The sequence below is a fragment of the Bacteroidales bacterium genome, assembly GCA_016707785.1.
Lineage (GTDB): Bacteria > Bacteroidota > Bacteroidia > Bacteroidales > UBA4417 > UBA4417.
The window spans coordinates 45,136-69,960 of the sequence record JADJGZ010000015.1 but is presented as its reverse complement, the minus strand read 5'-3'; the positions used below and the strand labels follow the sequence as shown (position 1 = coordinate 69,960).

At 41.4% G+C, this 24,825-nt stretch carries 33 protein-coding genes, 1 tRNA gene and 1 pseudogene; 4 read left to right on the top strand and 31 right to left on the bottom strand.

What is annotated here, in order from left to right:
* The first annotated feature begins 68 nt into the window (after nucleotides 1-68).
* Nucleotides 69-2,003, top strand: coding sequence for a 4Fe-4S binding protein (locus tag IPH84_10075; GenBank protein ID MBK7173560.1), 1,935 nt, complete (start codon nucleotides 69-71; stop codon nucleotides 2,001-2,003).
* A gap of 218 nt (nucleotides 2,004-2,221) precedes the next feature.
* The gene (locus IPH84_10070) at nucleotides 2,222-3,508 is read left to right on the top strand and encodes an HlyC/CorC family transporter (GenBank protein ID MBK7173559.1); all 1,287 of its coding nucleotides are present in this window, start codon (nucleotides 2,222-2,224) and stop codon (nucleotides 3,506-3,508) included.
* 201 nt (nucleotides 3,509-3,709) lie between these two features.
* Here IPH84_10070 and IPH84_10065 read toward each other — a convergent pair.
* A tRNA-Val gene (locus IPH84_10065) sits at nucleotides 3,710-3,784 on the bottom strand.
* A 267-nt stretch (nucleotides 3,785-4,051) separates the two neighbouring features.
* Here IPH84_10065 and IPH84_10060 point away from each other — a divergent pair.
* Nucleotides 4,052-6,250, top strand: coding sequence for a S9 family peptidase (locus IPH84_10060; GenBank protein MBK7173558.1), 2,199 nt, complete (start codon nucleotides 4,052-4,054; stop codon nucleotides 6,248-6,250).
* Between the two features lie 172 nt (nucleotides 6,251-6,422).
* Here the strand turns inward: IPH84_10060 and IPH84_10055 are convergent, their stop codons facing one another.
* The gene (locus IPH84_10055) at nucleotides 6,423-7,418 is read right to left on the bottom strand and encodes a redoxin domain-containing protein (protein MBK7173557.1); all 996 of its coding nucleotides are present in this window, start codon (nucleotides 7,416-7,418) and stop codon (nucleotides 6,423-6,425) included.
* Between the two features lie 639 nt (nucleotides 7,419-8,057).
* Between IPH84_10055 and IPH84_10050 the strand changes: the two are divergent.
* Nucleotides 8,058-9,088 (top strand): annotated as a pseudogene (locus tag IPH84_10050) (ATP-binding protein).
* On the opposite strand, the gene IPH84_10045 reads toward IPH84_10050, so the two are convergent.
* The 29 genes from IPH84_10045 to rpsS form a co-directional block, all read right to left on the bottom strand.
* A complete protein-coding gene (locus IPH84_10045; GenBank protein MBK7173556.1) occupies nucleotides 9,089-9,265 on the bottom strand; it encodes a hypothetical protein in 177 nt (58 codons plus the stop codon).
* A gap of 76 nt (nucleotides 9,266-9,341) precedes the next feature.
* A complete protein-coding gene (locus IPH84_10040; protein ID MBK7173555.1) occupies nucleotides 9,342-9,605 on the bottom strand; it encodes a tetratricopeptide repeat protein in 264 nt (87 codons plus the stop codon).
* Complete coding sequence (locus IPH84_10035) at nucleotides 9,502-10,827, bottom strand: hypothetical protein (GenBank protein MBK7173554.1); 1,326 nt, start codon at nucleotides 10,825-10,827, stop codon at nucleotides 9,502-9,504. Before IPH84_10035 ends, IPH84_10040 begins: the two co-directional genes overlap by 104 nt.
* A gap of 145 nt (nucleotides 10,828-10,972) precedes the next feature.
* On the bottom strand, nucleotides 10,973-12,262 hold the full coding sequence (eno, locus tag IPH84_10030) for a phosphopyruvate hydratase (protein ID MBK7173553.1): 1,290 nt from the start codon (nucleotides 12,260-12,262) through the stop codon (nucleotides 10,973-10,975).
* A 221-nt stretch (nucleotides 12,263-12,483) separates the two neighbouring features.
* The gene (gene rplQ, locus IPH84_10025; GenBank protein ID MBK7173552.1) at nucleotides 12,484-13,095 is read right to left on the bottom strand and encodes a 50S ribosomal protein L17; all 612 of its coding nucleotides are present in this window, start codon (nucleotides 13,093-13,095) and stop codon (nucleotides 12,484-12,486) included.
* 5 nt (nucleotides 13,096-13,100) lie between these two features.
* The gene (locus IPH84_10020; protein MBK7173551.1) at nucleotides 13,101-14,093 is read right to left on the bottom strand and encodes a DNA-directed RNA polymerase subunit alpha; all 993 of its coding nucleotides are present in this window, start codon (nucleotides 14,091-14,093) and stop codon (nucleotides 13,101-13,103) included.
* A 38-nt stretch (nucleotides 14,094-14,131) separates the two neighbouring features.
* The gene (rpsD, locus tag IPH84_10015) at nucleotides 14,132-14,737 is read right to left on the bottom strand and encodes a 30S ribosomal protein S4 (protein MBK7173550.1); all 606 of its coding nucleotides are present in this window, start codon (nucleotides 14,735-14,737) and stop codon (nucleotides 14,132-14,134) included.
* Nucleotides 14,738-14,798: 61 nt separating this feature from the next.
* Nucleotides 14,799-15,188, bottom strand: coding sequence for a 30S ribosomal protein S11 (gene rpsK, locus IPH84_10010; protein MBK7173549.1), 390 nt, complete (start codon nucleotides 15,186-15,188; stop codon nucleotides 14,799-14,801).
* A gap of 33 nt (nucleotides 15,189-15,221) precedes the next feature.
* Nucleotides 15,222-15,602 (bottom strand): 30S ribosomal protein S13, encoded by a 381-nt coding sequence (gene rpsM, locus IPH84_10005; GenBank protein MBK7173548.1) that lies wholly within the window; start codon nucleotides 15,600-15,602, stop codon nucleotides 15,222-15,224.
* Between the two features lie 32 nt (nucleotides 15,603-15,634).
* Nucleotides 15,635-15,751 (bottom strand): 50S ribosomal protein L36, encoded by a 117-nt coding sequence (rpmJ, locus tag IPH84_10000; protein MBK7173547.1) that lies wholly within the window; start codon nucleotides 15,749-15,751, stop codon nucleotides 15,635-15,637.
* 30 nt (nucleotides 15,752-15,781) lie between these two features.
* A complete protein-coding gene (gene infA / locus IPH84_09995) occupies nucleotides 15,782-16,000 on the bottom strand; it encodes a translation initiation factor IF-1 (GenBank protein MBK7173546.1) in 219 nt (72 codons plus the stop codon).
* Nucleotides 16,001-16,003: 3 nt separating this feature from the next.
* Nucleotides 16,004-16,795 (bottom strand): type I methionyl aminopeptidase, encoded by a 792-nt coding sequence (gene map, locus IPH84_09990; protein ID MBK7173545.1) that lies wholly within the window; start codon nucleotides 16,793-16,795, stop codon nucleotides 16,004-16,006.
* 25 nt (nucleotides 16,796-16,820) lie between these two features.
* On the bottom strand, nucleotides 16,821-18,182 hold the full coding sequence (gene secY / locus IPH84_09985) for a preprotein translocase subunit SecY (GenBank protein MBK7173544.1): 1,362 nt from the start codon (nucleotides 18,180-18,182) through the stop codon (nucleotides 16,821-16,823).
* A complete protein-coding gene (gene rplO, locus IPH84_09980) occupies nucleotides 18,182-18,634 on the bottom strand; it encodes a 50S ribosomal protein L15 (GenBank protein ID MBK7173543.1) in 453 nt (150 codons plus the stop codon). The genes secY and rplO overlap by 1 nt, the downstream gene beginning before the upstream one ends.
* A 30-nt stretch (nucleotides 18,635-18,664) precedes the next feature.
* Nucleotides 18,665-18,844, bottom strand: coding sequence for a 50S ribosomal protein L30 (rpmD, locus tag IPH84_09975; GenBank protein ID MBK7173542.1), 180 nt, complete (start codon nucleotides 18,842-18,844; stop codon nucleotides 18,665-18,667).
* 19 nt (nucleotides 18,845-18,863) lie between these two features.
* Complete coding sequence (gene rpsE, locus IPH84_09970; GenBank protein MBK7173541.1) at nucleotides 18,864-19,382, bottom strand: 30S ribosomal protein S5; 519 nt, start codon at nucleotides 19,380-19,382, stop codon at nucleotides 18,864-18,866.
* A gap of 9 nt (nucleotides 19,383-19,391) precedes the next feature.
* Nucleotides 19,392-19,754, bottom strand: a complete 363-nt coding sequence (gene rplR, locus IPH84_09965; GenBank protein ID MBK7173540.1) for a 50S ribosomal protein L18 — start codon at nucleotides 19,752-19,754, stop codon at nucleotides 19,392-19,394.
* 30 nt (nucleotides 19,755-19,784) lie between these two features.
* Nucleotides 19,785-20,342 (bottom strand): 50S ribosomal protein L6, encoded by a 558-nt coding sequence (gene rplF, locus IPH84_09960; GenBank protein MBK7173539.1) that lies wholly within the window; start codon nucleotides 20,340-20,342, stop codon nucleotides 19,785-19,787.
* A gap of 16 nt (nucleotides 20,343-20,358) precedes the next feature.
* On the bottom strand, nucleotides 20,359-20,757 hold the full coding sequence (gene rpsH / locus IPH84_09955; protein ID MBK7173538.1) for a 30S ribosomal protein S8: 399 nt from the start codon (nucleotides 20,755-20,757) through the stop codon (nucleotides 20,359-20,361).
* A 33-nt stretch (nucleotides 20,758-20,790) separates the two neighbouring features.
* Complete coding sequence (gene rpsN / locus IPH84_09950; protein MBK7173537.1) at nucleotides 20,791-21,060, bottom strand: 30S ribosomal protein S14; 270 nt, start codon at nucleotides 21,058-21,060, stop codon at nucleotides 20,791-20,793.
* Nucleotides 21,061-21,070: 10 nt separating this feature from the next.
* Entirely contained in the window at nucleotides 21,071-21,619 is a 549-nt protein-coding gene (rplE, locus tag IPH84_09945) for a 50S ribosomal protein L5 (GenBank protein MBK7173536.1), read from the bottom strand.
* Nucleotides 21,619-21,936 carry a 50S ribosomal protein L24 gene (gene rplX, locus IPH84_09940; GenBank protein MBK7173535.1) on the bottom strand — a complete coding sequence of 106 codons (318 nt, stop codon included), beginning with the start codon at nucleotides 21,934-21,936 and terminating at the stop codon, nucleotides 21,619-21,621. Before rplX ends, rplE begins: the two co-directional genes overlap by 1 nt.
* A 19-nt stretch (nucleotides 21,937-21,955) precedes the next feature.
* Nucleotides 21,956-22,324 (bottom strand): 50S ribosomal protein L14, encoded by a 369-nt coding sequence (gene rplN, locus IPH84_09935; protein MBK7173534.1) that lies wholly within the window; start codon nucleotides 22,322-22,324, stop codon nucleotides 21,956-21,958.
* Nucleotides 22,325-22,326: 2 nt separating this feature from the next.
* Complete coding sequence (gene rpsQ / locus IPH84_09930) at nucleotides 22,327-22,584, bottom strand: 30S ribosomal protein S17 (protein ID MBK7173533.1); 258 nt, start codon at nucleotides 22,582-22,584, stop codon at nucleotides 22,327-22,329.
* A gap of 11 nt (nucleotides 22,585-22,595) precedes the next feature.
* On the bottom strand, nucleotides 22,596-22,817 hold the full coding sequence (gene rpmC / locus IPH84_09925; protein MBK7173532.1) for a 50S ribosomal protein L29: 222 nt from the start codon (nucleotides 22,815-22,817) through the stop codon (nucleotides 22,596-22,598).
* Nucleotides 22,818-22,866: 49 nt separating this feature from the next.
* Complete coding sequence (rplP, locus tag IPH84_09920; GenBank protein ID MBK7173531.1) at nucleotides 22,867-23,295, bottom strand: 50S ribosomal protein L16; 429 nt, start codon at nucleotides 23,293-23,295, stop codon at nucleotides 22,867-22,869.
* Nucleotides 23,296-23,335: 40 nt separating this feature from the next.
* A complete protein-coding gene (gene rpsC / locus IPH84_09915) occupies nucleotides 23,336-24,094 on the bottom strand; it encodes a 30S ribosomal protein S3 (protein MBK7173530.1) in 759 nt (252 codons plus the stop codon).
* A 12-nt stretch (nucleotides 24,095-24,106) separates the two neighbouring features.
* On the bottom strand, nucleotides 24,107-24,532 hold the full coding sequence (gene rplV / locus IPH84_09910) for a 50S ribosomal protein L22 (protein MBK7173529.1): 426 nt from the start codon (nucleotides 24,530-24,532) through the stop codon (nucleotides 24,107-24,109).
* A 16-nt stretch (nucleotides 24,533-24,548) separates the two neighbouring features.
* Complete coding sequence (rpsS, locus tag IPH84_09905) at nucleotides 24,549-24,824, bottom strand: 30S ribosomal protein S19 (protein ID MBK7173528.1); 276 nt, start codon at nucleotides 24,822-24,824, stop codon at nucleotides 24,549-24,551.
* Between the last annotated feature and the right edge of the window lies 1 nt (nucleotide 24,825).

The window sequence follows — 24,825 nt, the reverse complement described above, 5'->3', positions numbered from 1 at the left end:
ATTATTAACAGGTTTATGCTTTCGTTAATTTCGGTCTTTCAAATACATACCAGAAAAAACCACGCTACATGAGTAAAAATTCCAGGAACCGTCGCAATTACCTGAGGCTTACCCTTCAGTGGGGAATACTAACACTGCTGGCATATATGTCGGTACGGCCCTTTTTCGACAGGCAGTACTTTGCTGATTTCGAAGCCTATTGCCCTTTTGGTGGTATGCAAGCCCTGGGAAGCTTCTTCCAGCGTAATACCCTCACCTGCTCCATGACCACAGTGCAGATTGCATTAGGACTGGCACTTCTCCTGGGTGTCATCTTGTTAAGTAAACTTTTCTGCAGCTTTGTCTGTCCCATTGGCACCCTTACCGAATGGCTGGGAATGCAGGCCAGGAAGCTGAAAATGCAGGTTACCATCAAAGGCCCTGCCGATAAAGCGCTCAGGCTTATTAAATATGCTTTGCTCTTCATCACTTTCTATTATTCTATTACCAACAGCGAACTGTTCTGCAAGAAATTTGACCCCTATTATGCTGCATTCACAGGCTTTTCGGGAGATGTAGTATGGTACTTTGCCCTGCCGGCACTGATCTTCACAATTATTGGCTCTTTCTTTATCCGTCAGTTCTGGTGCAAGTACCTCTGCCCTTTGAGTGCGGTAACGAATCTTGCAGTGTATGCCTTACCCGTGGCAGCTCTATCCCTTCTCTGGGTCATGCTGAACAGCTTCCTGAACCTGGATATTTCCTGGGTTTGGTTATTGGGAGCAGCCTGTATTACAGGATTTATCCTCGAAGCTACTACATTGAAATTTTTAATTTTCCCTCCATTACGCATCACCCGCGACAAGGATATTTGCACGAGCTGCAGAATCTGCGATAAAAAATGCCCGATGGCCCTGGAGATTTCCACTGTAGATAAGGTTAACCATATTGATTGCCACCTTTGCACCGATTGCATTGTAAAATGCCCTGAAAAAGGAGCTTTGAGCATTAATAAAAGGCCCATTCAATGGTTGCCTGCCGTTGCCACTGTGATTCTGATTGCCGCTTCCATCCTGATTGCCAACCGCTACGAACTTCCTACCATCAGCGAACGATGGGTGGATTCTGAAAAGATTAGCAATGCATCGGTTTTTGAGCTATCAGGTTTAAAAAACATTAAGTGCTTTGGCAGTTCAAGGGCGTTTGCCAACCAGATGAAGGATGTTCCGGGAGTTTTAGGGGTTGAAACCTATGTGAAACATTTTAAAGTTGTGGTGTATTACGATAAATCCCTTACTAATCCGGAAGCCCTGAAAAAAGCTATTTTCAGTCCGGTGGCCCTGTTTATGAACCCACCGGCTTCTGCAATTGAGCATATCAGTTTTGTAACCCTGGGCATCGACCATTGCTTTGATCCCAATGATCAATATCTGCTTGCCGATTTAATGACTTTGCATAAGGGAATATTAGCGATGGAAACTTCCTATGGCGAACCGGTAAAAGCCACCTTCTACTATGATTCCACCCTAACACAACCCGGTAAGATAGAAGCATGGATTGGCCAGAAGTCTGTCATATTTGGTGAAGGAGAAGACCAGGTAGAAAAAGAGCTTGATTTCGTTGTAAATAAGGCTGGTTTAAAGACAGGCAATGTTTCGAAGGAGGTATTCCTTGCTACCTACTTTGACGCCAATGATGTGAGTTTCAACAAATTCGATACTTATAAAACTGAGGAATTGAAAGTTTACCGGCTCATCTTCAATGAAGCTATTGATCCGGCTCTTCAGCAATGGATGCCTTTCCTGATTTCGCATTTATCCAATGATGATGGAATTGTACGTTTCAAAACTCTGTTTACAGCCACTGACCCGCTGTTGGAAATAACCTATGTTCCATCACTCACCACACCTGAAAAGATTAATAAACTCATAAATGCCCCGAAATTCCTGGTTCATTACCCGGATAAGTCGGTGAAAGAGGTGGAAAATCCATTTAAACTGGGGGATAACAGGATTATTGAGTAATCAATGCCGGGAAGTTTAAGGGAAAATTATATTTCAATCTAGTTTGACTATTTGTTGAGTAATTTAAAACCTGACAGGTTTCGGAAACCTGTCAGGTTTAAATTCATTATCCCGCTTCTTAATCTTCATTGAAAGAATTAAGTAAGTTCTCTCAAAGATTCACCCACAATTTTTTACCGATTCATTCTACCTTAAATTTGTACTCTTAAATCTTTTCCATGGAAATACTTATCATCAGCCTTCTGCTATTGTTGAATGGACTATTTGCCATGTATGAGATTGCATTGGTTTCCTCCCGGAAATCAAGGCTGCAGGACAAAGAGCGTGATGGCAGTAAGGGGGCCAAGGTGGCATTGGCTTTAAGGGAAAAACCTGAAGAAATACTATCAGCCATACAAGTAGGGATTACATTGGTAGGAATTGTTTCCGGGGCATATGGCGGGCTGGCGCTTGCTGAAGACTTGGTACCTTTTCTTATGAAAATAAGCTGGCTGGCCCCTTATGCTGATACCTTGTCGGTAATATTTGTTGTAGGACTGATTACTTATTTTTCACTTATTATTGGTGAACTGGTGCCTAAAACCATTGCACTCAATAATCCGGAAAAAATTGCCATTCTGCTTTCTCCAGCCATGCACTCCGTTGGAAAGGTGCTTTATCCGGCAGTCTGGCTATTAAGCATTTCCACGAATATTGTCCTCAGAATATCCGGAATAAAAAAAACTGACGATGCACCGGTAACAGAAGAAGAGCTAAGGTTACTGCTAAAACAGGGATCAGAGCATGGTATTATTGAGAAAGAAGAATCCGTCATTATCAATGAAGTGATCCGTTTTGGGGACAAGTTTGCCAATACCCTTATGACACACAGGGTAGATGTGGAGTGGCTTGACACGGGGTTAAATGATCAAGAGATTCTTGAAAAACTTGAAAAGGCAAGTCATTCAGTGTTACCGATTATTCGAAAACCGACAGAAGAAGTACTGGGTATCATTCCAAAGAAGGATATTCTGATGGCCTATATCAGGCATGGTCATATTCATCTTGAAAGCCTCATCACTGACCCCCTTTACTTCCCTGAGCATATGCCTGCAATCAGGGTCCTTGAAGAATTCAGGAAAGCCAGGAAGCATTTCGGAATTGTTCTCAATGAATATGGATTAATGGAAGGAGTGGTAACGCTTCACGATGTAACAGAAAATTTACTGGGCGATATGCCTATGAGCAATGATGAAAGTGAATCAGAGGCTGAAAGGCTTGAAGATGGGTCATTGTTAATAAGTGGAGCTATGACCATAGAAGATGCGCAGGATTTACTTGACATCAAATCCCTTTTCAGTTCAGAAGAGCCACTTACTGGGCCTAATACAGTTTCCGGATTTATGATGTTTACTCTTAATCGTATCCCAGTTACAAGCGATCAGATAGTAGTTAAAGGCTATGTACTGGAAGTTATGGAAATGGATGGTAACAGGGTAGCACTAGTGAAGGCAAGGAAAATGTAAACTTAAAAAATAGCAAGCATGGATAAGCGATTTAGAAGACTCAATATAGCTGATCCTCAACAATAGCGAATTGGTTTTAAACCTGACAGGTTTTGGAAACCTGTCAGGTTTAAAATTACTTACAACTTGATGTTTGAGCAGACATTATGAGTTTTTCTCTAAAATGCAAATAAAAAAGGAAGGCCTCCGGCCTTCCTTTTGTGCGTCGTACTGGACTCGAACCAGTGACCCCTACCCTGTCAAGGTAATGCTCTAAACCAACTGAGCTAACGACGCATATAATAATTCTTGTGCCCCCTACCCTGTCATCCGCCAGCTGGCGGACTAAACCAACTGAGCTAACGACGCGATTTCAATGCAAAAGTAAAAATTTCCAACGAAAAACCAAGGTCGGCAATTGGTATTAATGGAAATCATAAGTATTGTTAGAATTATAGCCTACTCACACAGGCATCCTGCACTTCCCTGAGCAATCTCTCACAAACTTTGCAGTCTCCCCCTAAAATCCTACTTTTGATTTCAAATTCTAAACATACATCGCAGATGAAGCCACTTTTCCTCCTCATTACCTTCATACTCACCATTCTTTTAGCTGAAGCACAGAATGGAACCAAATCATTTGTCCTTGAAGACTTCACCAAAAACTACAGTTTCTATGCCCGCGGGGCACGAGGACTCCGCTCAATGAAAGATGGGATCCATTATTGCGCCGCTGAAGGCCGTGGTACTAAACTTGTAAAAAGAAGCTATGAAACAGGAGATACCGTTGGCACCCTCATCGACCTCAAAAAGCTAAACAATCCTGCAATCGCTGCTTTCAGTGACTTTGCCTTCTGTTCAGATGAAAGCAAGGTTTTACTCACCACTGACCAGGAAGCTATCTACCGCCGTTCTTTCACTGCCAGTTATTATATTTTCGACCTGAAATCGAAGGAATTAAAAGCACTCTCGACAAACGGCAAACAACAGCTTGCCACTTTCTCTCCCGATGCCTCCAAAGTAGCTTTTGTTAGGCAAAACAATTTGTTCTACGTTGATCTCACCACGGGGAAAGAAGTTCAGATCACTGAAGATGGAAAATTTAACTTCATCATAAATGGCGCCCCGGATTGGGTGTATGAAGAAGAATTTGAATTCAACCAGGCTTATGAATGGTCACCGGATAGCAAAACCCTGGCATGGATCCGTTTCGATGAGACTGCAGTATCTGAGTTCAGCATGAGTATGTTCCAGGGGGCTGAACCCTCATTGGATGAAAACAAATTATATCCACATTGCTCCAGCTTTAAATATCCCAAAGCAGGGGAAGCTAATTCAATTGTGAGCGTGCATACCTATCAACTGGATAATGGTAAAAAAACATTAGTTGATATTGGAAAAGAAACCGACATCTATATTCCGCGAATCCGCTGGACAAAGAATGCTGATAAACTTGCAGTTTTCCGCTTAAACAGGCTTCAAAATCATTTTGAAATTCTGTTAGCCAACCCATTCACCGGAAGTACCACTTTATTATATGAGGAAAAGAATAAATATTTTATTGACGAAAAAACATTTGACGACATTCAGTTTCTCGAAGATAATCAGCACTTTATTGCCCGTTCGGAAAGAGATGGCTGGGACCATATTTTTCTCTTTAAAATGGATGGCACCCTTGTTACTAATCTGACAAAAGGCAATTTCGATGTAATGGATTATATCGGTTGCGACGAAAAAAACAAGACCATTTACTATGTTTCAGCCGAGCCCCTGCCTTATCAGAGGGAAATTTACAGCATAAAATGGGATGGCAGCAATAAGAAAAAACTGTCGGAAAAGGCAGGAAATAACAGCATTCGATGCAGTGAAGGCTTTAAATATTACACTATCTCATGGAGTAATTCAACCACTCCTACCCAAACCTCCTTATACAATACAAAAGGGAAACTGGTCAGGGTTCTCGACGACAATAAAGCAATGGCAGAAAAACTCAAAGAATACAAGTTCAACACTAAGGAATTCTTTTCATTCACTACTTCCGAAAATGTAAAGCTTTACGGATGGATGGTAAAACCACCTGATTTTGATGCCAATAAAAAGTATCCGGTATTTATGACACAGTATAGCGGGCCAAACTCTCAGAGCGCTATTGATCGTTGGGAACTGGATTGGGAAAATTATATGGCACAGCTCGGCTATCTGATCGTATGTGTGGATGGGCGCGGCACTGGTGCCCGTGGTGAAGAATTCCGCAAGATGACCTATCTTCAATTGGGCAAATATGAAACCATCGACCAGATTGAAACAGGTAAATACCTGGCAGGCCTTCCTTATGTAGATGCCTCACGCATAGGTATCTGGGGCTGGAGTTTCGGCGGATATGTCTCCGCCTCCTGTATGGTTAAGGGAGCAGATGTTTTCAAAGCAGGTATTGCAGTGGCTCCGGTCACTAACTGGCGGTATTATGACAATATTTACACCGAACGATTCATGCGTACTCCCCAGGAAAACCCTGAAGGATATGACCAGAATTCACCACTGAATTTTGCCGAGAACCTGAAAGGAAAACTCCTGCTTTGTCACGGTTTAGCAGATGATAACGTGCATGTTCAAAACACCATTGAGTTTTCGGAACGATTGGTACAGGCAGAGAAACAATTTGACATGCAGTTATATACCAACCGGAATCATGGTATTTATGGAGGGAATACTTCCCATCACCTCTATACCAGAATGACTGACTTCCTGTTAAAAAACCTGTAAAAGCTTTTAGGACACAGAACAACTGACCTAAATGGAACGTCAGCGATCCACGCGTAAATCCGTCCTGATCCGTGAAATTCCTGCCTTGCCGGCAGGCTATTTATTCCTTAGCGACTATTTATTCATCGCTTGCTGAAGTTCTGCAAGGTTCATAGGTTTTGCCATGATCTTATTATCCTTGTCCAATAGCAGCATGGTGGGGTAGCATAGATATTATAATCCACCGCCACCTGGGAACTCCATTTTTGAAATCACACATAACCGGCCAGGGAATTCCCAGCTCTTTTATTGCATTCTCAAGAGCGTTTTTGTCTTCATCCAGACTAACAGGTACCACCTGAATTTTTTGATTTGAAGGCTGCTTCGACCAATTGATAATATCCGGAATCAGCTCCTTGCAATGTGGGCACCAGCTGGCCCAGAAAACGATTAGCTTTTGTTGTTTAATACTGCCAAGTATGAAATCCTTTCCTGACAAGTCCTTCATATGAATATCGGGTGCAACTTTCCCTACGCTTAACAACTTGTACTTCTCAAGCCGGGCAAGTGTTTCAGCCTGATGTTCATTTTCGCATTGCTGGGAAGATGTATAATTTGTTGCCATATGCAAGATCACATCTTCAAAACCATATCGTTCAAAACCACGGATAAGGTACTTGAGGCAAAAATCATAAACTTCCGGATTCTGCTTTGCAAGAGGTAAGATCTTATCCACCGCCATCATAAATCCTTGTGATAATTCAGCTTTCCCTGCATTGGAGTTCGAATATAATCCCAGGTATGAAGTAATCTTAGCTGTTAGCACTTCTGAGGTCATCATGGAATTATCCTTCCAGTCGATGCCATCAAACCAATGTTCCCTGAAAAATACTTTTTGTTCATTCAATGTTAACCCCGGTGGAATAACAGGTTTCCGGTCGGCACGGATGTACCTGGCAACATAGGATTTAGGTTGAACAGTGATAATAGAATCGGTCCAGTTCCTGAAGGTTTCCTGAATTCCGGTAAATTCCTTTAATGTAGTTGCGTAATAATCAGTTTGGGAATCATAATAAACCAGCACCTGGTTTAACAAGTCGAGGTGAAGATAGGATTGATCTCTTTTCTTACTGTATATTTGCCAAAGCTGATTTTCATCAGATTTCAGCACTTTCAGATTTTCCTGCATTTGCGGCCAGGAGGTAGAAAAGCGAATCTCTTTCTCATTCAATATAAAATCAAACCCGTTTTTCCCATCCCCAATCCTATAAACTCCAGAAGGGGTCGTTGTTGTAATCGGGAATGTAAGTTCACCATTGGTTACCCTTGCACTGTCAATTTTCTGGTAGCCTGAAAGGGTGAAGGTTTGGAAGTATAGTATTTTCTTCTCAAGCTCCCACTAAACGAATGACAATTTGTGAAAAGCCGTTACTTAAACACAACAAAAAAACAAGTAATATATACAGATTCTTCACAACACTTTTTTATCAAAGATAATAGCTTGAATTACATTATAAGGATGATTCAAAAAAATTATGCATTTATAGTTAGCCCAAACTGATTGAAACCTTAATGATTTAGAACTTTTTTCAACGTATCGGCTGATTTAAACCTGCTTTTGATTCATACATTTATGTATATTTTTAGGGTATAATCACAAATTATTATATTAATTTTCGATTACGATCGCATTTTATTATACTTTTGTCGAATAAATGCTGCAAAATGATTAATAGTATTATTACAGAACCATCAGAAATAATTTTGACAGGGAAGAGCAATTATTTTTATTGGGGCACGACAGGCAGGTAAAACTACATTACTGAAAATGCTGATTCAAACGGAACATGCAAAAGGTACTATGGTTCAATGGAGACGAGATTACCTGACATCAGGACACTATTTGAGAACATTACAACGGAAAAATTCAAAACACTTTTCGAGGATAACAGAGTAATTGTGATTGATGAAGCACAACGGATTGAAAATATCGGGCTTAAACTAAAATTGGTAATTGATAATATCCCTGAAATCCAGGTTATTGCCTCTGGAAGTTCAGCTCTTGAATTGGCTAACGAGATTAATGAACCACTTACAGGCAGGAAATGGGAGTATCAGCTCTTTCCGTTATCATTTGGGGAAATGGCAGCTCATCACGGACTTTTTGAGGAAATGAAACATTTGCAATTACGAATGATCTATGGATATTTCCCGGAAGTAGTATCAAATCCCGGAAATGAGAAAAAAGTACTTCATGAACTGACAGAGAGTTACTTATATAAAGACATACTAGTATGGGAACGAATTAAAAAACCGGATAAATTGGTCAGGCTTGTACAGGCGCTTGCCTTTCAGATTGGGAATGAAGTTTCATTCAATGAACTCAGCAACCTGATTGAAATCGATAAAATAACCATTGAAAAATACATCCTTTTGTTGGAACAGATGCAGGTAATCTTCAGGTTGAACTCTTTCAGCAGAAACCTCAGGAATGAATTAAAAGCAGCGAAAAAGATTTACTTCTACGATAATGGGATCAGGAATGCCCTAATTTCTAACTTTCAGCCGCTGGAATTGCGTAACGACACAGGAGCATTGTGGGAGAACTTCCTTATAAGTGAGCGCACCAAATACCTTGACTACCATGAGAAGTTGGTAAACCGCTGGTTCTGGAGGACCACTGCACAGCAGGAAATAGATTATCTTGAAGAACAGGACGGCAAATTATTCGCCTACGAATTCAAGTGGAACCCTGCAAGAAAGGTGTTTTTTCCTAAAACTTTTCGTGGTGCTTATCCTGAAAGTGAATGTAAGGTTATTACCAAAGAAAATTACAAGCAATTCCTATTGCCAGCCTGATTACTTGCAATAATCCTTTAACAACTGGTCCGCCGCACCGGAACCTGCGTCCCTGACTTTTTTCCAGTCACGACAGGCTGCCAGGGAATCACCAACGAGGTATAACATAACTCCTCTGTTGATATAGGCATCAAGATAATCAGGTTTGATAGTGATGGCCTTGTTGAAGTCGTCCAGTGCAGCCTCGGCATCCCCAGAAAACGATTAGCATTCCCGCGATTATTATAGGCCTTGGCGAAATCGGGACGAATGACTAGGCAGCATCAAAATCGAGTTTGCCTCCGGCATATTCTTGTTTCAACCCTTTAATCATTCCACGGTTATTCAAGGCATCAATATATTCAGGATTCAATTCAAGCGCCTTATCATAATCCCTGATGGCAGCATCAAAATCATTGCGGTCAGCATAGGCATCACCCCGGTTGGTATAGGCTAAGGCATATCCTTTGTATGGTTGTGAATTTGTTAAAACCTGGTTCCAGAGTGATATGCTGTTTTCCCAAATCTTTAGCTGAATGAGTCAGCACTGCCAATCCTGCCAGGATGAAAATTGTTATACTGAGCACACTGGCCCTTAAACGAGGCTGATGGTGAATCAATTCATCCAAGAAATAACTTATAATAAAGAAAAGACCCATGGATGACAGGTAAAAATAGCGGTCAGCAGTAATAGCCATACCAACTGGCAAGAGCTGCAGGACAAGTAATAAATTTACAAGAAAGAAAAGAAAACCGAAAACCAGAATTTTGCGGTATTTCTTAGCAAAATAAAGTACTGCACAAAGAAATATCACTCCAACTATGCTAAAGTAAACCGAATTAGGAAGACCTCCGCCATATCCCATGGGGAAAGGATAGAAGGCAGAAAGCTGAATAGGGAAAATGGCTTTTGTAAGGTAAAAGAGAATTCCATGTGAAAAAACAAATAGTCTTTCAAAAAGGTGACTGAGGTTCCACCATCCAATGCCCCCATCGATTGCTGGGTGATCAGGGTCAAAAAACCCCAAATAAAAGCCAAAACAAAAAATGGAATTCTTTTCCAACCATTGTTTCTTACTGATCTTCCCTGAATTGTAAAAATCCATCAGCAACAATACCAATGGAAAAACCACTGCCATTCCTTTCGAAAGACAAGAGAGAATAAACAAAACCAGGGCTATTACCAGGTATTTTCGCTGGTTTCCTAATTGCTGATACGATTGATATGCCAGAAGCCCACCCAGGAAAAAAGCCGTATATAACAGATCTTTTAGTTCCGTTGCCCATGCCACCGACTCTACGTGCATGGGATGAAGCCCGAATAACAATCCAGAAACAAGTGCGGCAAGAACCTTGCGGTCAAAGTGATAGATAAATAAAAATACGAGCAGGCTATTGAAAACATGTAATACCAAACTTACCACATGAAAAGAGGTTGGTTCAGGACCTATGAAATGATAAATCAATGAAAAGGCAATCATGGTAAGTGGAGGATACTGCCCAATATTCCCTTTAAAGAAACCCAGGATATTGTTCCAGGATAAATTCCGGATATCACTGTTTTCATAGATATACAGGTTGTCGTCATAGTTAACAAACCCATTCCACAATGAGGAATGATAAGTAAACCATGTTACAACAGCTATCAATAGCAGGCTTCCCGAAAGAATCAGGCCGGGATTGACACCTTTAAACCAGGTTTGGTTCTCAACCCGGGTACTTGAACTTAATTTTTCTGATTCTTTAGTGGCAATTTTCACAAAATGGATTTTATTCAAAAATACAACTCTTATTTAAATTGTCTGTATCTGAAGAAAAGTTACCCCCTGCAGCAGTCCAGAATTGAGAACCTCTGCAGGGGGTGTTTTTGGTATTTTATCAGGAAAGAGGCTTCCCTTTTACCAGTTATCGTGCGTACTTGAAGTCTTTGCCAAGGTATTTTGCGGAGCTGCCAAGGATTTCTTCAATCCTGAGTAACTGGTTGTATTTACAGATACGATCGGTACGACTGGCTGAACCGGTCTTGATAAGACCAGTGTTAAGTGCAACTGCCAGGTCGGCAATCGTAGTATCTTCCGTTTCACCTGAACGATGGCTCATCACTGCTGTGTAAGAGTTACGATAGGCTAAGGTAACAGCTTCAATGGTTTCAGTAAGTGTCCCGATTTGGTTCACCTTTACCAGAATGGAATTAGCAACGCCTTTATCAATACCCATTTGGAGGCGTTTGGTATTAGTAACAAAAAGGTCATCACCAACGAGTTGGATTTTCTTACCCATGGTGTCGGTCATCAGTTTCCAACCGTCCCAATCGTCTTCTGCCATACCGTCTTCAATTGAAATAATAGGATATTTCTGGATCCAGTTATTCCAATAATCAACCATTTGTGAAGAGGTCAGTTTATCGCCGGTTGATTTATGAAGGTGATATACTTTTTCTTCGGGGAGATAGTATTCACTTGAAGCTGGATCGAGGGAGATATAAACATCCTGTCCGGGTTTGTAACCTGCTTTTTCAATGGCTTGAAGAATAACAGTAATTGCTTCTTCATTGCTCTTAAGGTTTGGTGCGAAACCGCCTTCATCACCTACATTAGTCGAATAACCAGATTTTTTAAGAACAGATTTCAGGCTGTGAAAAACTTCGGCTCCCATACGGAGAGCTTCGGCAAATGTTGGAGCTCCAACAGGCATGATCATAAATTCCTGAAAATCGATACTATTATCGGCATGAGAACCACCGTTGATGATATTCATCATTGGGATAGGGAGGGTATTGGCATTAACTCCCCCAACATAACGATAAAGGAACTGGCTGGATTCCTGGGCAGCTGCATTTGCAACAGCCAGAGAAACTCCAAGAATTGCATTAGCTCCTAAATTTGATTTATTTGGTGTACCATCCAATTCAATCATTCGACGGTCGATTTCGTTCTGTTCCGAAATAAACGCACCCTTGAGTTCTTCAGCGATAGTTTTATTTACATTCTGAACTGCTTTTAAAACTCCTTTTCCAAGGTAGGTACTTTTATCGTCATCACGTAATTCGCAGGCTTCGTGCACACCTGTGGAAGCGCCTGATGGTACGGCAGCACGTCCCATAATACCATTGGAGGTATATACGTCAACTTCAACTGTTGGATTTCCGCGAGAATCAAGGATCTGGCGGGCTGTAATGTTTACAATCTGGCTCATGTTTAAAGTTTTAAATTATTTAATTATGTCAACAAGAAAAGGTTGTCAGTATACCTAAGAATAGCTATTTATTATACAGCGCCTTTAACTGGTTGATAATAGGATTTTGATGTTTACAACAAATGAACATATTGTTAATTTAAAATAACTAAATGTTCTGACAAGCGAAAAGGATAAAGTGAAGAATTCTTCACCTTATCCTTTTATAATACAATTACATATTATTGTTTGTTCTCGGTATCTTCACCAGTTGTTTCATCAGGAGCTTCTTCAATGTTTTCAGCTACCGGAGTTTCAACTTCCTTTTCAGCAACTTTGGTTTCCACTTTTTCTTCTACTACTTCAGCTTTATCTTTTGCTTTAGAGGTTTTTGGTTTTGCTTCTACTTCAGTTGTTGTTTCAGCTTTCTTACCGGTGGAACGGCGGCGACGTGTAGCTTTCTTTGGAGCAGCTTCTTTAGCCTCCAGCATTGCCTGGTTGTAGTCAACCAGCTCAATGATACACATATCGGCATTATCACCAAGGCGGAAGCCTGTTTTCAGGATTCTGGTATATCCACCAGGGCGATTGGCTACCTTAACGGAAACCTCACGGAAGAGTTCTGTAACAGCTTCTTTATCCTGAAGATAACTAAATACTAAACGACGGCTGGGAGTTGAATCTTCCTTGGCTCTTGTAATCAGTGGTTCAATATATGAACGGAGTGCCTTAGCCTTAGCGAGGGTGGTGGTGATGCGCTTGTGCATGATCAAAGAACTGCCCATATTGGCGAGCATTGCTTTGCGGTGAGCGCTTGTTCTACCCAGGTGGTTAACTGCTTTTTGATGTCTCATTTCGCTTATTCCTTATCTAATTTATACTTAGCGGTATTCATCCCGAATTCAAGGTTCTTTGATTTCACCAACTCTTCAAGTTCAGTAAGTGATTTCTTTCCAAAGTTCCTGAATTTCAGCAAGTCATTCTTATTGAATGATACAAGGTCGCCAAGGGTTTCCACGTCAGCTGCTTTCAAACAATTGAGAGCACGAACGGAGAGGTCCATATCGACCAGCTTGGTTTTGAGCAACTGACGGATGTGAAGGGTATTTTCATCAAACTCTTCAGCAACAGCTTTCTCTTCAGTATCCAGGGTAATTTTCTCATCACTGAATAACATAAAGTGATGAATTAAAATCCTGGCTGCTTCTTTGAGAGCTTCCTTTGGATGGATTGAACCATCAGTCTTAATCTCAAGAACGAGTTTTTCGTAGTCGGTTTTTTGTTCAACGCGGAAATTCTCGATATTATACTTCACATTTTTAATAGGAGTATGGATAGAATCAATGGCAATTGTTCCAAGTAATGCTGTAGGCACTTTGTTTTCTTCTGCCGGTACATATCCCCTACCCTTATTGATACTTACTTCCATATTCAGCTTCACAGAAGATTCCATGTGACAAATCACAACTTCCGGGTTCAGCACCTGAAATATAGAGAGGTGTTTGGCGATGTCACCTGCTGTAACGACATCTTTGCCTGTAATTGAGAAATTTACTTTCTCACTTTCTTCCGATTCAATTTGCTTACGGAAGCGAACCTTTTTAAGGTTAAGAACTATATCGGTAACATCTTCCACAACGCCCTTGATAGAGGAGAACTCATGATCTACTCCATCAATACGTATACCAGTAATGGCATATCCTTCAAGCGATGAAAGAAGTATCCTGCGCAAAGCATTACCGATAGTGATACCAAAACCTGGCTCGAGAGGACGGAATTCAAAGATACCGTCGAACTCGTCGGCTTGTATCATAATAACCTTATCAGGCTTCTGGAATGCTAAAATGGCCATAAATATCCTTTCTTGGTTGATTGTTGCAAGATAAACGATTACTTCGAATACAATTCAACGATAAGTTGTTCCTTAATGTTTTCTGGGATTTCATCACGTTCGGGGAAATTAAGGAACTTCCCACTCATGCTGGCTTCATCCCATTCGAGCCAAGAGAAACGATGTGACCTTCCGGTGAGTGAATTAACGATAACTTCAAGTGATTTTGAACGTTCCCTGACACCAACTACATCGCCTTTGTTTACTTCATAGGAAGGAACATTGATCACTTTACCATTTACAGTAATATGGCAATGTCCAACTAACTGACGTGCAGCATCACGGGTAGGTGCAATTCCGAGGCGGAAAACTACATTATCCAGACGTGCTTCAATTAATTGAAGAAGGATAACACCTGTTACTCCACTCTTAGCAGAAGCCCTTAGGAAGGTATTCTTGAACTGTTTCTCGAGAATACCATAAGTATATTTTGCTTTTTGTTTTTCGTTCAACTGAACACCATATTCAGAAACTTTCTTTCTGCGTTTGCTTTGTCCGTGTTGTCCGGGAGGATAGTTTTTCTTTTCGAAAGAACGGTCGGGGCCATAGATAGCTTCCTTGAATTTCCTTGCTATCCTAGACTTGGGACCAATGTATCTTGCCATAAAGCCTAATTATTATGATGATTTAACTGTTATTTTTCTTCCCCAAGTTTCATTGAGATCATTATACCCTTCTGCGTTTGGGAGGACGGCATCCGTTATGTGGCAGAGGAGTAATATCAAAAATCTCTGTCACTTCAATTCCGGCTGTATGTAAAGTACGGATTGCAGATTCGCGTCCTGAACCGGGTCCTTTAACGAAAACCTTTACTTTACGCAGTCCTAGGTCATATGCAACTTTTGCACAATCTGTTGCAGCCATCTGGGCAGCATATGGAGTATTCTTTTTTGAACCTCTGAAGCCCATTTTCCCTGCCGAAGCCCAGGAAATAACTTGCCCGGCACTATTGGTCAGTGAAATGATAATGTTATTAAAAGAAGCAAAGATATATGCCCTTCCGATAGCGTCAACCTTTACGACTTTTTTCTTTGAAACTTTGGTGGTCTTTGCCATAGTGAATTTATTTCAACGTTGTTTCGTTACTTATTAACCTTTGGTTGCTTTCTTCTTATTAGCAACTGTCTTTTTACGCCCTTTACGGGTACGGGCATTGTTCTTCGTACTTTGTCCGCGTAGTGGCAAACCAAGACGATGACGAATCCCACGATAACAACCAATATCCATTAAACGCTTGATATTGAGCTGAGTTTCGGAACGTAATGCACCTTCAACCTTATATTGGTCATTGATGATTGTACGTATCTTGTTCTGTTCATCATCAGTCCAGTCCTGAACCTTCTTATTCAAAGCCACTCCGGCTTCATTAAGAATTTTCTGTGCAGATGGACGGCCTATTCCATAAACGTAGGTTAGGCCTACTTCACCTATTTTATTTTTCGGTAAGTCAATACCAGCAATACGTGCCATATCTTTTTACTGCTTTTGAAATTTCACAATGATTAACCTTGTCTTTGCTTGTACTTAGGGTTCTTCTTATTGATAATATAGATTCTCCCTTTTCTCCGCACGATTTTGCAATCTGGGGTTCTTTTTTTTACGGATGCTCTGACTTTCATTGCTTGTATCTATTATTTTCGTTAGGTTACTTATTTATATCTGAAGATAATCCTTCCTTTACTCAGGTCATAGGGCGACATTTCAATCTTCACTTTGTCACCAGGTAATATTTTTATGTAATGCATTCTCATTTTTCCAGAAATGTGGGCTGTAATCATGTGTCCATTTTCCAATTCTACCCGGAACATGGCATTTCCCAATGACTCCCTCACCACACCATCCTGCTCAATTACCAATTGTTTGGCCATTTGCTACTTTATTATATAGATGTTCTGATTACTTACCTGTTCAATTTCTTCAAAACTGGAGAGTTTATCAGCCTTCTCTTTCCCGATTACAATTGCATGCTCAAAATGAGCTGAAGGTTTCATATCTGCTGTTCTGATTGTCCAACCATCGCGTTCCTGGATTACTACCCTGGTTCCGAGATTGATCATCGGTTCAATACAGATCACCATTCCTTCTTCCAACTTCGTACCTGTTCCTCTTTTCCCGAAGTTTGGTACTTCAGGTTTTTCATGGAGGCTGGTCCCAAGTCCATGACCCACAAGGTCGCGAACCACACCATATCCAAAGGATTCCACATACGACTGAACTTCAAAACCAATATCACCGATTCGCTTTCCTGCACATGCAGCCAAAACTGCCCGGTTCAATGATTCTTTAGTCCTCTCCATCAGTAACCTGATGTCTTCAGCAATTTCACCTATTCCGAACGAGAATGCAGAATCACCATAATAACCATCAATGATAGTTCCACAATCAATTGAGACGAGATCTCCTTCCTTCAATTCCCTTTTACCCGGTATACCGTGTACCACCACTTCATTTACTGATATGCAAAGAGTGGCAGGGAAACCGTGGTAACCTTTAAACGCTGGTAATGCACCATTGTCGCGAATAAAAGTCTCAGCGATCTTATCCAGTTCGATAGTTGAAATCCCTGGCCGCATATGGCGAGCTACTTCAGCAATCGTTTTTCCAACAAGTAAAGAACTCTTACGTATTTTTTCTATTTCAATATCTGTCTTAACCTGGGCCATTCTTCCTCCCTGTTTCAGACTTCATCTAGTAAGCAGCAACTCCAGCTGAACGGCCTTTAATCCTGCCTGATTTTGTCAAGCCTTCATAATGACGCATCAACAGGTGACTTTCAATCTGTTGTAATGTATCAAGCACAACTCCTACCAAAATTAACAGAGAAGTTCCACCGTAAAACTGTGCAAATTGATTACTTACACCCATCAGACTCACAAGAGCAGGCATAATTGCCACAAGCGCAAGGAATAAAGAACCGGGGAAAGTAATACGTGACATTACTGAATCAATGAAATCAGCAGTCTTTTTACCTGGTTTCACTCCAGGAATAAAACCATTGTTCTTTTTCATATCCTCAGCCATTTGATTAGGATTAACCGTAATAGCTGTATAGAAATAAGTAAAAACAATGATCATTATAGCGTAAGTAAGGTTATACCATAACCCATTGATGTTGGTAAATGCTGCAGCAAAACCTCTCAGGCTTTCACTTTCTGCAAAACCAGCAAGTGTTAGTGGAAGAAACATAATTGCCTGGGCAAAGATGATAGGCATTACACCAGCAGCATTCACCTTAAGTGGAATGTACTGTCGAACGCCACCATATTGTTTGTTACCCACAATTCTTTTTGCATATTGAACAGGAATTTTACGTGTTCCCTGAACGAGCAGGATACAGAGTAAAATAACCAGGACCAGTATAACCAATTCAACAATGAAGAATACAAGACCACCACCCTTCATCTCCATGCGGGAGAGGAATTCGCTGAATAAAGCGAAAGGTAACCTGGCCATAATACCAACCATGATGATAAGTGAAATACCGTTTCCAAGGCCCTTATCAGTAATCTTTTCACCTAACCACATTACGAACATGGTACCGGCAACAAGAATGACAACTGAAGAGAACCAGAAGAATCCTGAAGGAGTGGTTACATTAGGATCAAAAGGTGAGATCGCTTCTGCGGGTAATTGTGAGATCAGGTTAGCAATATAGGCTGGAGCCTGCAAAGCAGTGATGATAACAGTAAGATACCTGGTGATCTGGTTAATCTTTTTACGACCGCTTTCTCCTTCTTTCTGAAGTTTCTGGAAGTAAGGAATAGCCATCCCCAACAACTGAACAACAATAGAAGCAGAAATGTATGGCATGATACCCAGGGCAAAGATAGAGGCATTGCTGAAGGCACCTCCTGAAAACATATTCAGAAGTCCTAACAGTCCTTGTGAACCTTGATTCTGCAAGGTTGCCAATTGACTTGGGTCAACACCGGGAAGTACCACATACGAACCTAAACGATACAAGGCAATAATACCGATTGTATAGAAGATCCTTTTGCGGAGTTCTTCGATTTTATAGATGTTGCGTAATGTCTGTATGAAGCGTTTCATTAACGTTCGATTTTTGTTGCTGTTCCACCAACTGATTCAATTGCTTGTATTGCCTTAGCAGAAAATGCATGGGCGGTAATATCCAGCTTTAGCTTTAACTCTCCGCGTCCCAATACCTTCAATAAATCTCTTTTGGCAAGAAGACCATTCTCAATCAGTACTTCCGGACTAATTACAGTAAGACCTTTTTCTTCAGCAAGTTTCTGGACAACATCGATATTGATGCCACTATATTCCACCCTGTTGATATTCTTAAAGCCTGATTTCGGAACTCTACGATAGAGAGGCATCTGACCTCCTTCAAATCCGATCTTGCGGCTGTAGCCAGAACGAGACTTGGCTCCCTTGTGACCACGAGTAGATGTTCCTCCACGGCCGGAGCCCTGTCCACGTCCAAGACGTTTATTTGTCTTGACTGAACCAGTAGCGGGTTTTAGATTACTAAGATCCATGGTTAATATTTTTCTTTTGATAGTTTACAATTAGATTTCTTCTACTTTGAGCAGGTGACTTACGGCTTTTATCATGCCTTCAACCTGTGGTGTAGCTTCTATATCAACAGGGCGGCCCAATTTTGAAATGCCTAAAGCTTTCAGGGTTCTTTTCTGACGTTCCGGCTGTTTGATGCCACTCTTTACCTGTGTAATTCTTACTGTTTTCATCGTGGTTCCTTTTTATCGATTAACCATTGAATACCTTGTCAAGGCTGATGCCGCGAAGTTGAGCAATGGTATAAGGATCTTTCATCTGAACTAGTGCATCAATTGTAGCTTTTACTACAGAGTGAGGATTTGATGATCCTTTTGATTTGGCAAGTACATCCTTTACTCCAACACTTTCCAGTACAGCGCGCATAGCACCACCGGCGATTACGCCAGTACCGGGAGCGGCAGGTTTCAGGAATACTAAAGCTCCACCATATTTACCATATTGTTCATGAGGAATGGTAGATTTAAGCACAGGAACCCGAATCAGATTCTTCTTTGCATCTTCAATCCCTTTAGTGATTGCAGCCTGCACTTCCTTTGCCTTACCTAAACCATAACCAACAACACCACTTTCATTTCCAACCACAACAATGGCAGAAAAGCTGAAAGTACGGCCCCCTTTGGTAACCTTAGTAACGCGCTGTATGGCGACGAGCCTGTCCTTGAATTCGATTTCGCTCGATTTTACTCTTTTTATATTAACGTTTGCCATGATCGTTGATTAGAATTTGATGCCACCTTCTCTGGCTGAATCGGCTAATGCCTTAATCCTACCATGATATAAATAACCATTACGGTCGAAAACAACTGTCTGAATGCCTGCTTCTGCTGCACGTTCAGCGGCCAGCTTACCAACAACTTTGGCTTGCTCGGTTTTTGTCATTTTACTCTCCGCAACCCCTTTGTCGCGAGAAGACGCTGCAACCAGGGTTTTACCTGAAAGATCATCAATCAATTGAACATAGATTTCCTTATTGCTACGGAAAACTGTCATCCGGGGACGTTCAGCAGTACCTGAAATTCTCTTGCGGACTCTCTGCTTGATTTTTGACCGCCTGTATTCTTTATCTACCTTAAAAGACATCGCTTGATGGTATTATTCTGTTCTCAATTATTATTTATCAGATGCTGACTTTCCAGCCTTGCGTTTGAGTATTTCACCCTGGAACTTGATACCCTTACCTTTATAAGGTTCAGGTTTCCTGAGTGACCTGATTTTGGCGGCTACCTGTCCGAGGAGCTGTTTATCATGACTTACCATTGTGATGGTAGGATTCTTACTTCTCTCAGTTACGGTAGTGATCTGTATTTCTGCAGGTAATTCAAAAACGATATTATGTGAATACCCAAGAGAAAGTTCAAGGATTTGTCCGGTAGCAGCAGCTTTGTAACCAACACCAACAAGTTCCTGTACTACGGTAAAACCGTCGTGAACACCAGTAACCATATTAGCAAGCAGGGAGCGGTACAATCCATGTAATGCGCGATGCTTTTGCTGGTCAGTAGGGCGTTGAACCAATAATTCAGTACCTTCTACCTTGATGATGATATCCGGATCAACCTGTTGTACAAGTTGTCCCTTTTTACCTTTAATTGTAACTAAATTTTTATCCGACACGGTTATCTGTACTCCGGACGGAATGGCAATCGGCCGTTTTCCTATTCTCGACATGCTTCTGTCCTCCTTATTAGCTAACGTAACAAATAACTTCGCCACCCACACCCTTTGTCCGGGCTTCCTTATCCGTCATCAAACCATGAGAAGTCGAAACAATAGCGACTCCCAGGCCATTCAGTACGCGGGGAAGTTCTTCAACTCCCACATACCTGCGAAGGCCAGGTTTGCTCACTCTTTCAATCTGCGTAATTGCAGATTGCTTGGTGATAGGGTGATACTTCAAGGCTATTTTAATAAGCCCGGGCTTGGATTCATCCTCGAATTTATAATTCAGGATATACCCCATGTCGAAAAGGATTTTGGTTATTTCCTTCTTGAGATTAGATGCAGGAATTTCAACAACCCTATGGTTGGCCATCACGGCATTCCTTATTCTTGTAAGATAATCTGCAATCGGATCTGTGATCATTTTGAATATATGGTATTTGTTTTTTCTACTTTATTACCAGCTTGATTTGGTTACTCCCGGAATTAAGCCGTCGAGAGCCATAAAACGGAAGTTGATACGTGAAATTCCAAACTGCCTCATATATCCTTTTGGTCTGCCGGTAATCTTACAACGATTGTGGAGGCGAACCGGGGAAGCATTTTTTGGAAGTTTCTGAAGACCAACATAATCGCCGGCAGCTTTCAGGGCAGCTCTCTTGGCAGCATATTTAGCAACCATTTTTTGCCTTTTTACTTCTCTAGCCTTGATGGATTCTTTTGCCATGGTTTAGTTGTTATTTCTTAAATGGAATTCCGAATTCTTTTAATAAAGCAAGACATTCTTTATCGGTACGGGCAGTAGTCACAAAAGTGATGTCCATACCATTGATCTTCATTACTTTATCAATCAGGATTTCTGGGAAAATGATCTGCTCTGTGATACCCATTGTAAAGTTACCACGTCCATCGAAACCCTTTTCATTGATCCCACGGAAGTCACGAACACGTGGAATGGCAACAGATATCAGACGGTCAAGGAATTCATACATTCTTTCACCACGTAAAGTTACTCTCACACCAATTGGCATGGCTTTACGAAGTTTGAAGTTGGAAATGTCTTTCCTTGATTTTGTTGAAACCGCTCTTTGACCAGCAATAGAAGACATCTCTGTGATGCCGGCTTCAATCAGTTTTTTATCAGCGATGGCTGATCCCAATCCCTGGTTAAGACTGATCTTTACAAGTCTAGGGACCTGCATGGTGTTTTTGTACTGAAATTGCTCCTTTAAAGCAGGAACCACTTCTGTATAGTACTTCTCTTTAAGACGTGCTGAGTAGTTCATTATTTAATTACCTCCCCCGATTTTTTTGAAACACGTACACTTTTATTGGATTTAGGATCGGTTTTTCTCCCGACGCGTGTTGGTTTACCACTGGCATCAACCAACATAAGGTTAGAAATGTGGATAGGCATTTCCTGTTTTACCAAACCGCCTTTAGTATTCTTGGCATTAGGTTTGGTATGTTTGGTTGCCAGGTTCACGTTTTCAACGATGGCCCTGTATTTCTCAACTTCCACTTCCAGTACCTTTCCTGTGCGGCCTTTTGAATCGCCCGCGATGACCATCACATTGTCACCTTTTCTGATATGAAGTTTCATATTCTGTATTCCTTATTGATTAAAGCACTTCGGGTGCAAGTGAAACAATCTTCATATACTGTTTTTCCCTGAGTTCCCTGGCAACCGGTCCGAAAATACGGGTTCCGATCATTTCACCGCCGTTATTCAGGAGGACCACAGCATTGTCATCGAAACGGATGTAGGAACCATCTACACGACGTATCTCTTTCTTGGTGCGGACTACTACTGCTTTTGCAACAGTACCTTTTTTAATATTGCCGGAAGGAAGGGCATTTTTCACCGAAACGATGATTTTATCACCCACAGAGGCATAATGCTTGCGTGTTCCACCAAGCACCCGGATGCAAAGAACTTCTTTAGCACCACTGTTATCGGCAACTGTTAGTCTTGATTCCTGCTGTATCATAATTATTTAGCTCTTTCAATAATTTCAACTAATCTCCAACATTTTGTCTTGCTCAGAGGACGGGTTTCAGAAATACGAACTGTATCTCCAATACCACAATCATTCTTTTCATCATGAGCTGCGAAAGTGGAAGTTTTCTTTACGAACTTTCCGTATTTCGGGTGTTTTACACGCCTTTCAACCTGGACAACAATGGATTTCTCCATCTTGTTGCTGATGACAACACCAACTTTTTCTTTTCTAAGGTTTCTTTCTTCCATTGCTAAGCGAATTACTTGTTATTTGGCTTGGTTGCGCCGGCCGCTTCATTCTGACGCCTTGTAACTTCAGTAGTTAACCTGGCAACAGTTTTACGGTATGCTTTAATTTTGTTGGGGTTCTCGAGAGGAGAAATAGCATGGTTCATTTTAAGCCTGCTAAGCTGAATGCGTTCGTCCTCAAGCCTTTCCATTAGCTCGGGAGTCGACAGTTCACGGATAACTTCCTGTTTCATTTTACGTTTATTGTACGATTAGCAACTTTCTTCTTTTTCAGCGCATTCCTTATGCCAACTCTTCCACATAATCCCTGCGAGTAACGAACTTAGTCATTACAGGCAATTTCTGTGCTCCTAGCCTCATAGCTTCTTTAGCTACTTCTGCTGTTACTCCTTCAATTTCAAAAAGCAGACGACCAGGAGTGATACGGGCAACGAAATATTCAGGAGCTCCCTTACCCTTACCCATACGCACCTCTGCAGGTTTCTTAGTAACAGGTTTATCGGGGAATACCCTGATCCAGAGCTGACCTTCACGTTTCATGTGACGGGTGATTGCCTGACGGGCTGCTTCGATCTGCCTTCCTGTAAGCCAGGTCTCTTCGAGGGTCTTGATTCCAAAAGATCCAAATGCCAATTCTGATCCTCGTTTGGCATTGCCTTTCATTTTACCCTTCTGCTGCTTCCGGAATTTTGTTCTTTTAGGCTGTAACATCGCTATTACTGAATATGATGATTAGACTTCTATTTACCAATTATTTCTTTCCACGCGGACGGTTTCCACCACCCCTGCGATCATCTGAACGGCCTGGTTTGTTAGGCCTTCCACCCTGACTTGCAGGAGCCTTGTCCTTGATAACATTTTCAGTTCCAGGAACGAGGTCCACTTTTCCATAAATCTCACCCTTGCAGATAAAGGTTTTAACACCGATACGTCCATAGGTAGTATGTGCTTCTGCAATTGCATAATCAATATCTGCCCTGAGTGTATGCAAAGGAATACGTCCTTCTTTGAATTGCTCACGGCGTGCCATTTCAGCTCCGCCTAAACGACCAGAGATCTGAACTTTAATACCTTCAGCACCAATCCTGATGGCTGATGCCATGGCAGTTTTGATAGCCCGACGATAAGAGATACGTCCTTCAATCTGCTTTGCAATTGCATTGCCAACGATGATCGCATCAAGCTCAGGACGTTTAATTTCAGAGATATTAATCTGAACTTCTTTTCCTGTGAGTTTCTTGAGCTCTTCCTTTAGTTTATCAACTTCCTGACCTGCTTTACCGATAATGATACCGGGACGGGCTGTATTAATGGTAACCGTAACCAGTTTGAGAGTACGCTCAATGATGATTCGTGAAATCCCGGCTTTTGCCAGACGGGCATTCAGGTACTTGCGGATCTTATCGTCTTCAACAAGCTTATTCTCAAATTTCTTGCCTCCGTACCAGTTCGAATCCCATCCTTTGATGATTCCTAACCTGTTGCCGATCGGATTTGTCTTATTTCCCATTAGGCTTTGTGATTATTTGGTTACTACTTTGGTTTCTTCTTGACTAACGCGGCTTTCGATGATCACTGTTACGTGATTTGAACGCTTGCGGATGCGGTGTGCACGACCTTGAGGTGCAGGTTGAACCCTCTTCAGCATTCTTCCTTCATCAACCATTACCTGGCTCACAAATAAGTGGCTGTCTTCCATGCGAACACCTTCATTCTTCTGCTGCCAGTTAGCAATTGCTGATTTCAGCAGTTTGAAAAGCTTCTCAGAAGCATAATTAGGTGTATGCTGAAGGATATTAAGTGCCAGTTCAACATTTTTACCTTTGATCAATTCAGCTACGAGCCTCATTTTCCTAGGCGATGACGGGCAATTGTTCAGCTTTGCGAAATAGAGCTTCTTTTTCGCTTCTTTGTTTTGTTCAGCTGTATTATGTTTACGTGCTCCCATTGTTGCTTGCTCTTATTTACTTCTTACCTTTATTACTTCCGGCGTGACCTCTGAATATACGTGTAGGTGCAAATTCGCCTAATTTATGGCCTACCATGTTTTCGGTTACATAAACCGGGATGAATTTGTTACCATTGTGAACGGCAACTGTTTGGCCAACGAAGTCTGGTGTGATGGTTGATGCCCTCGACCAGGTCTTTATAACGACTTTCTTCTTATTTTCAACCAGATCGAGTATTTTCTTTTCCAGTTTATACTCTATGAAGGGCCCTTTTTTGAGTGAACGGCTCATG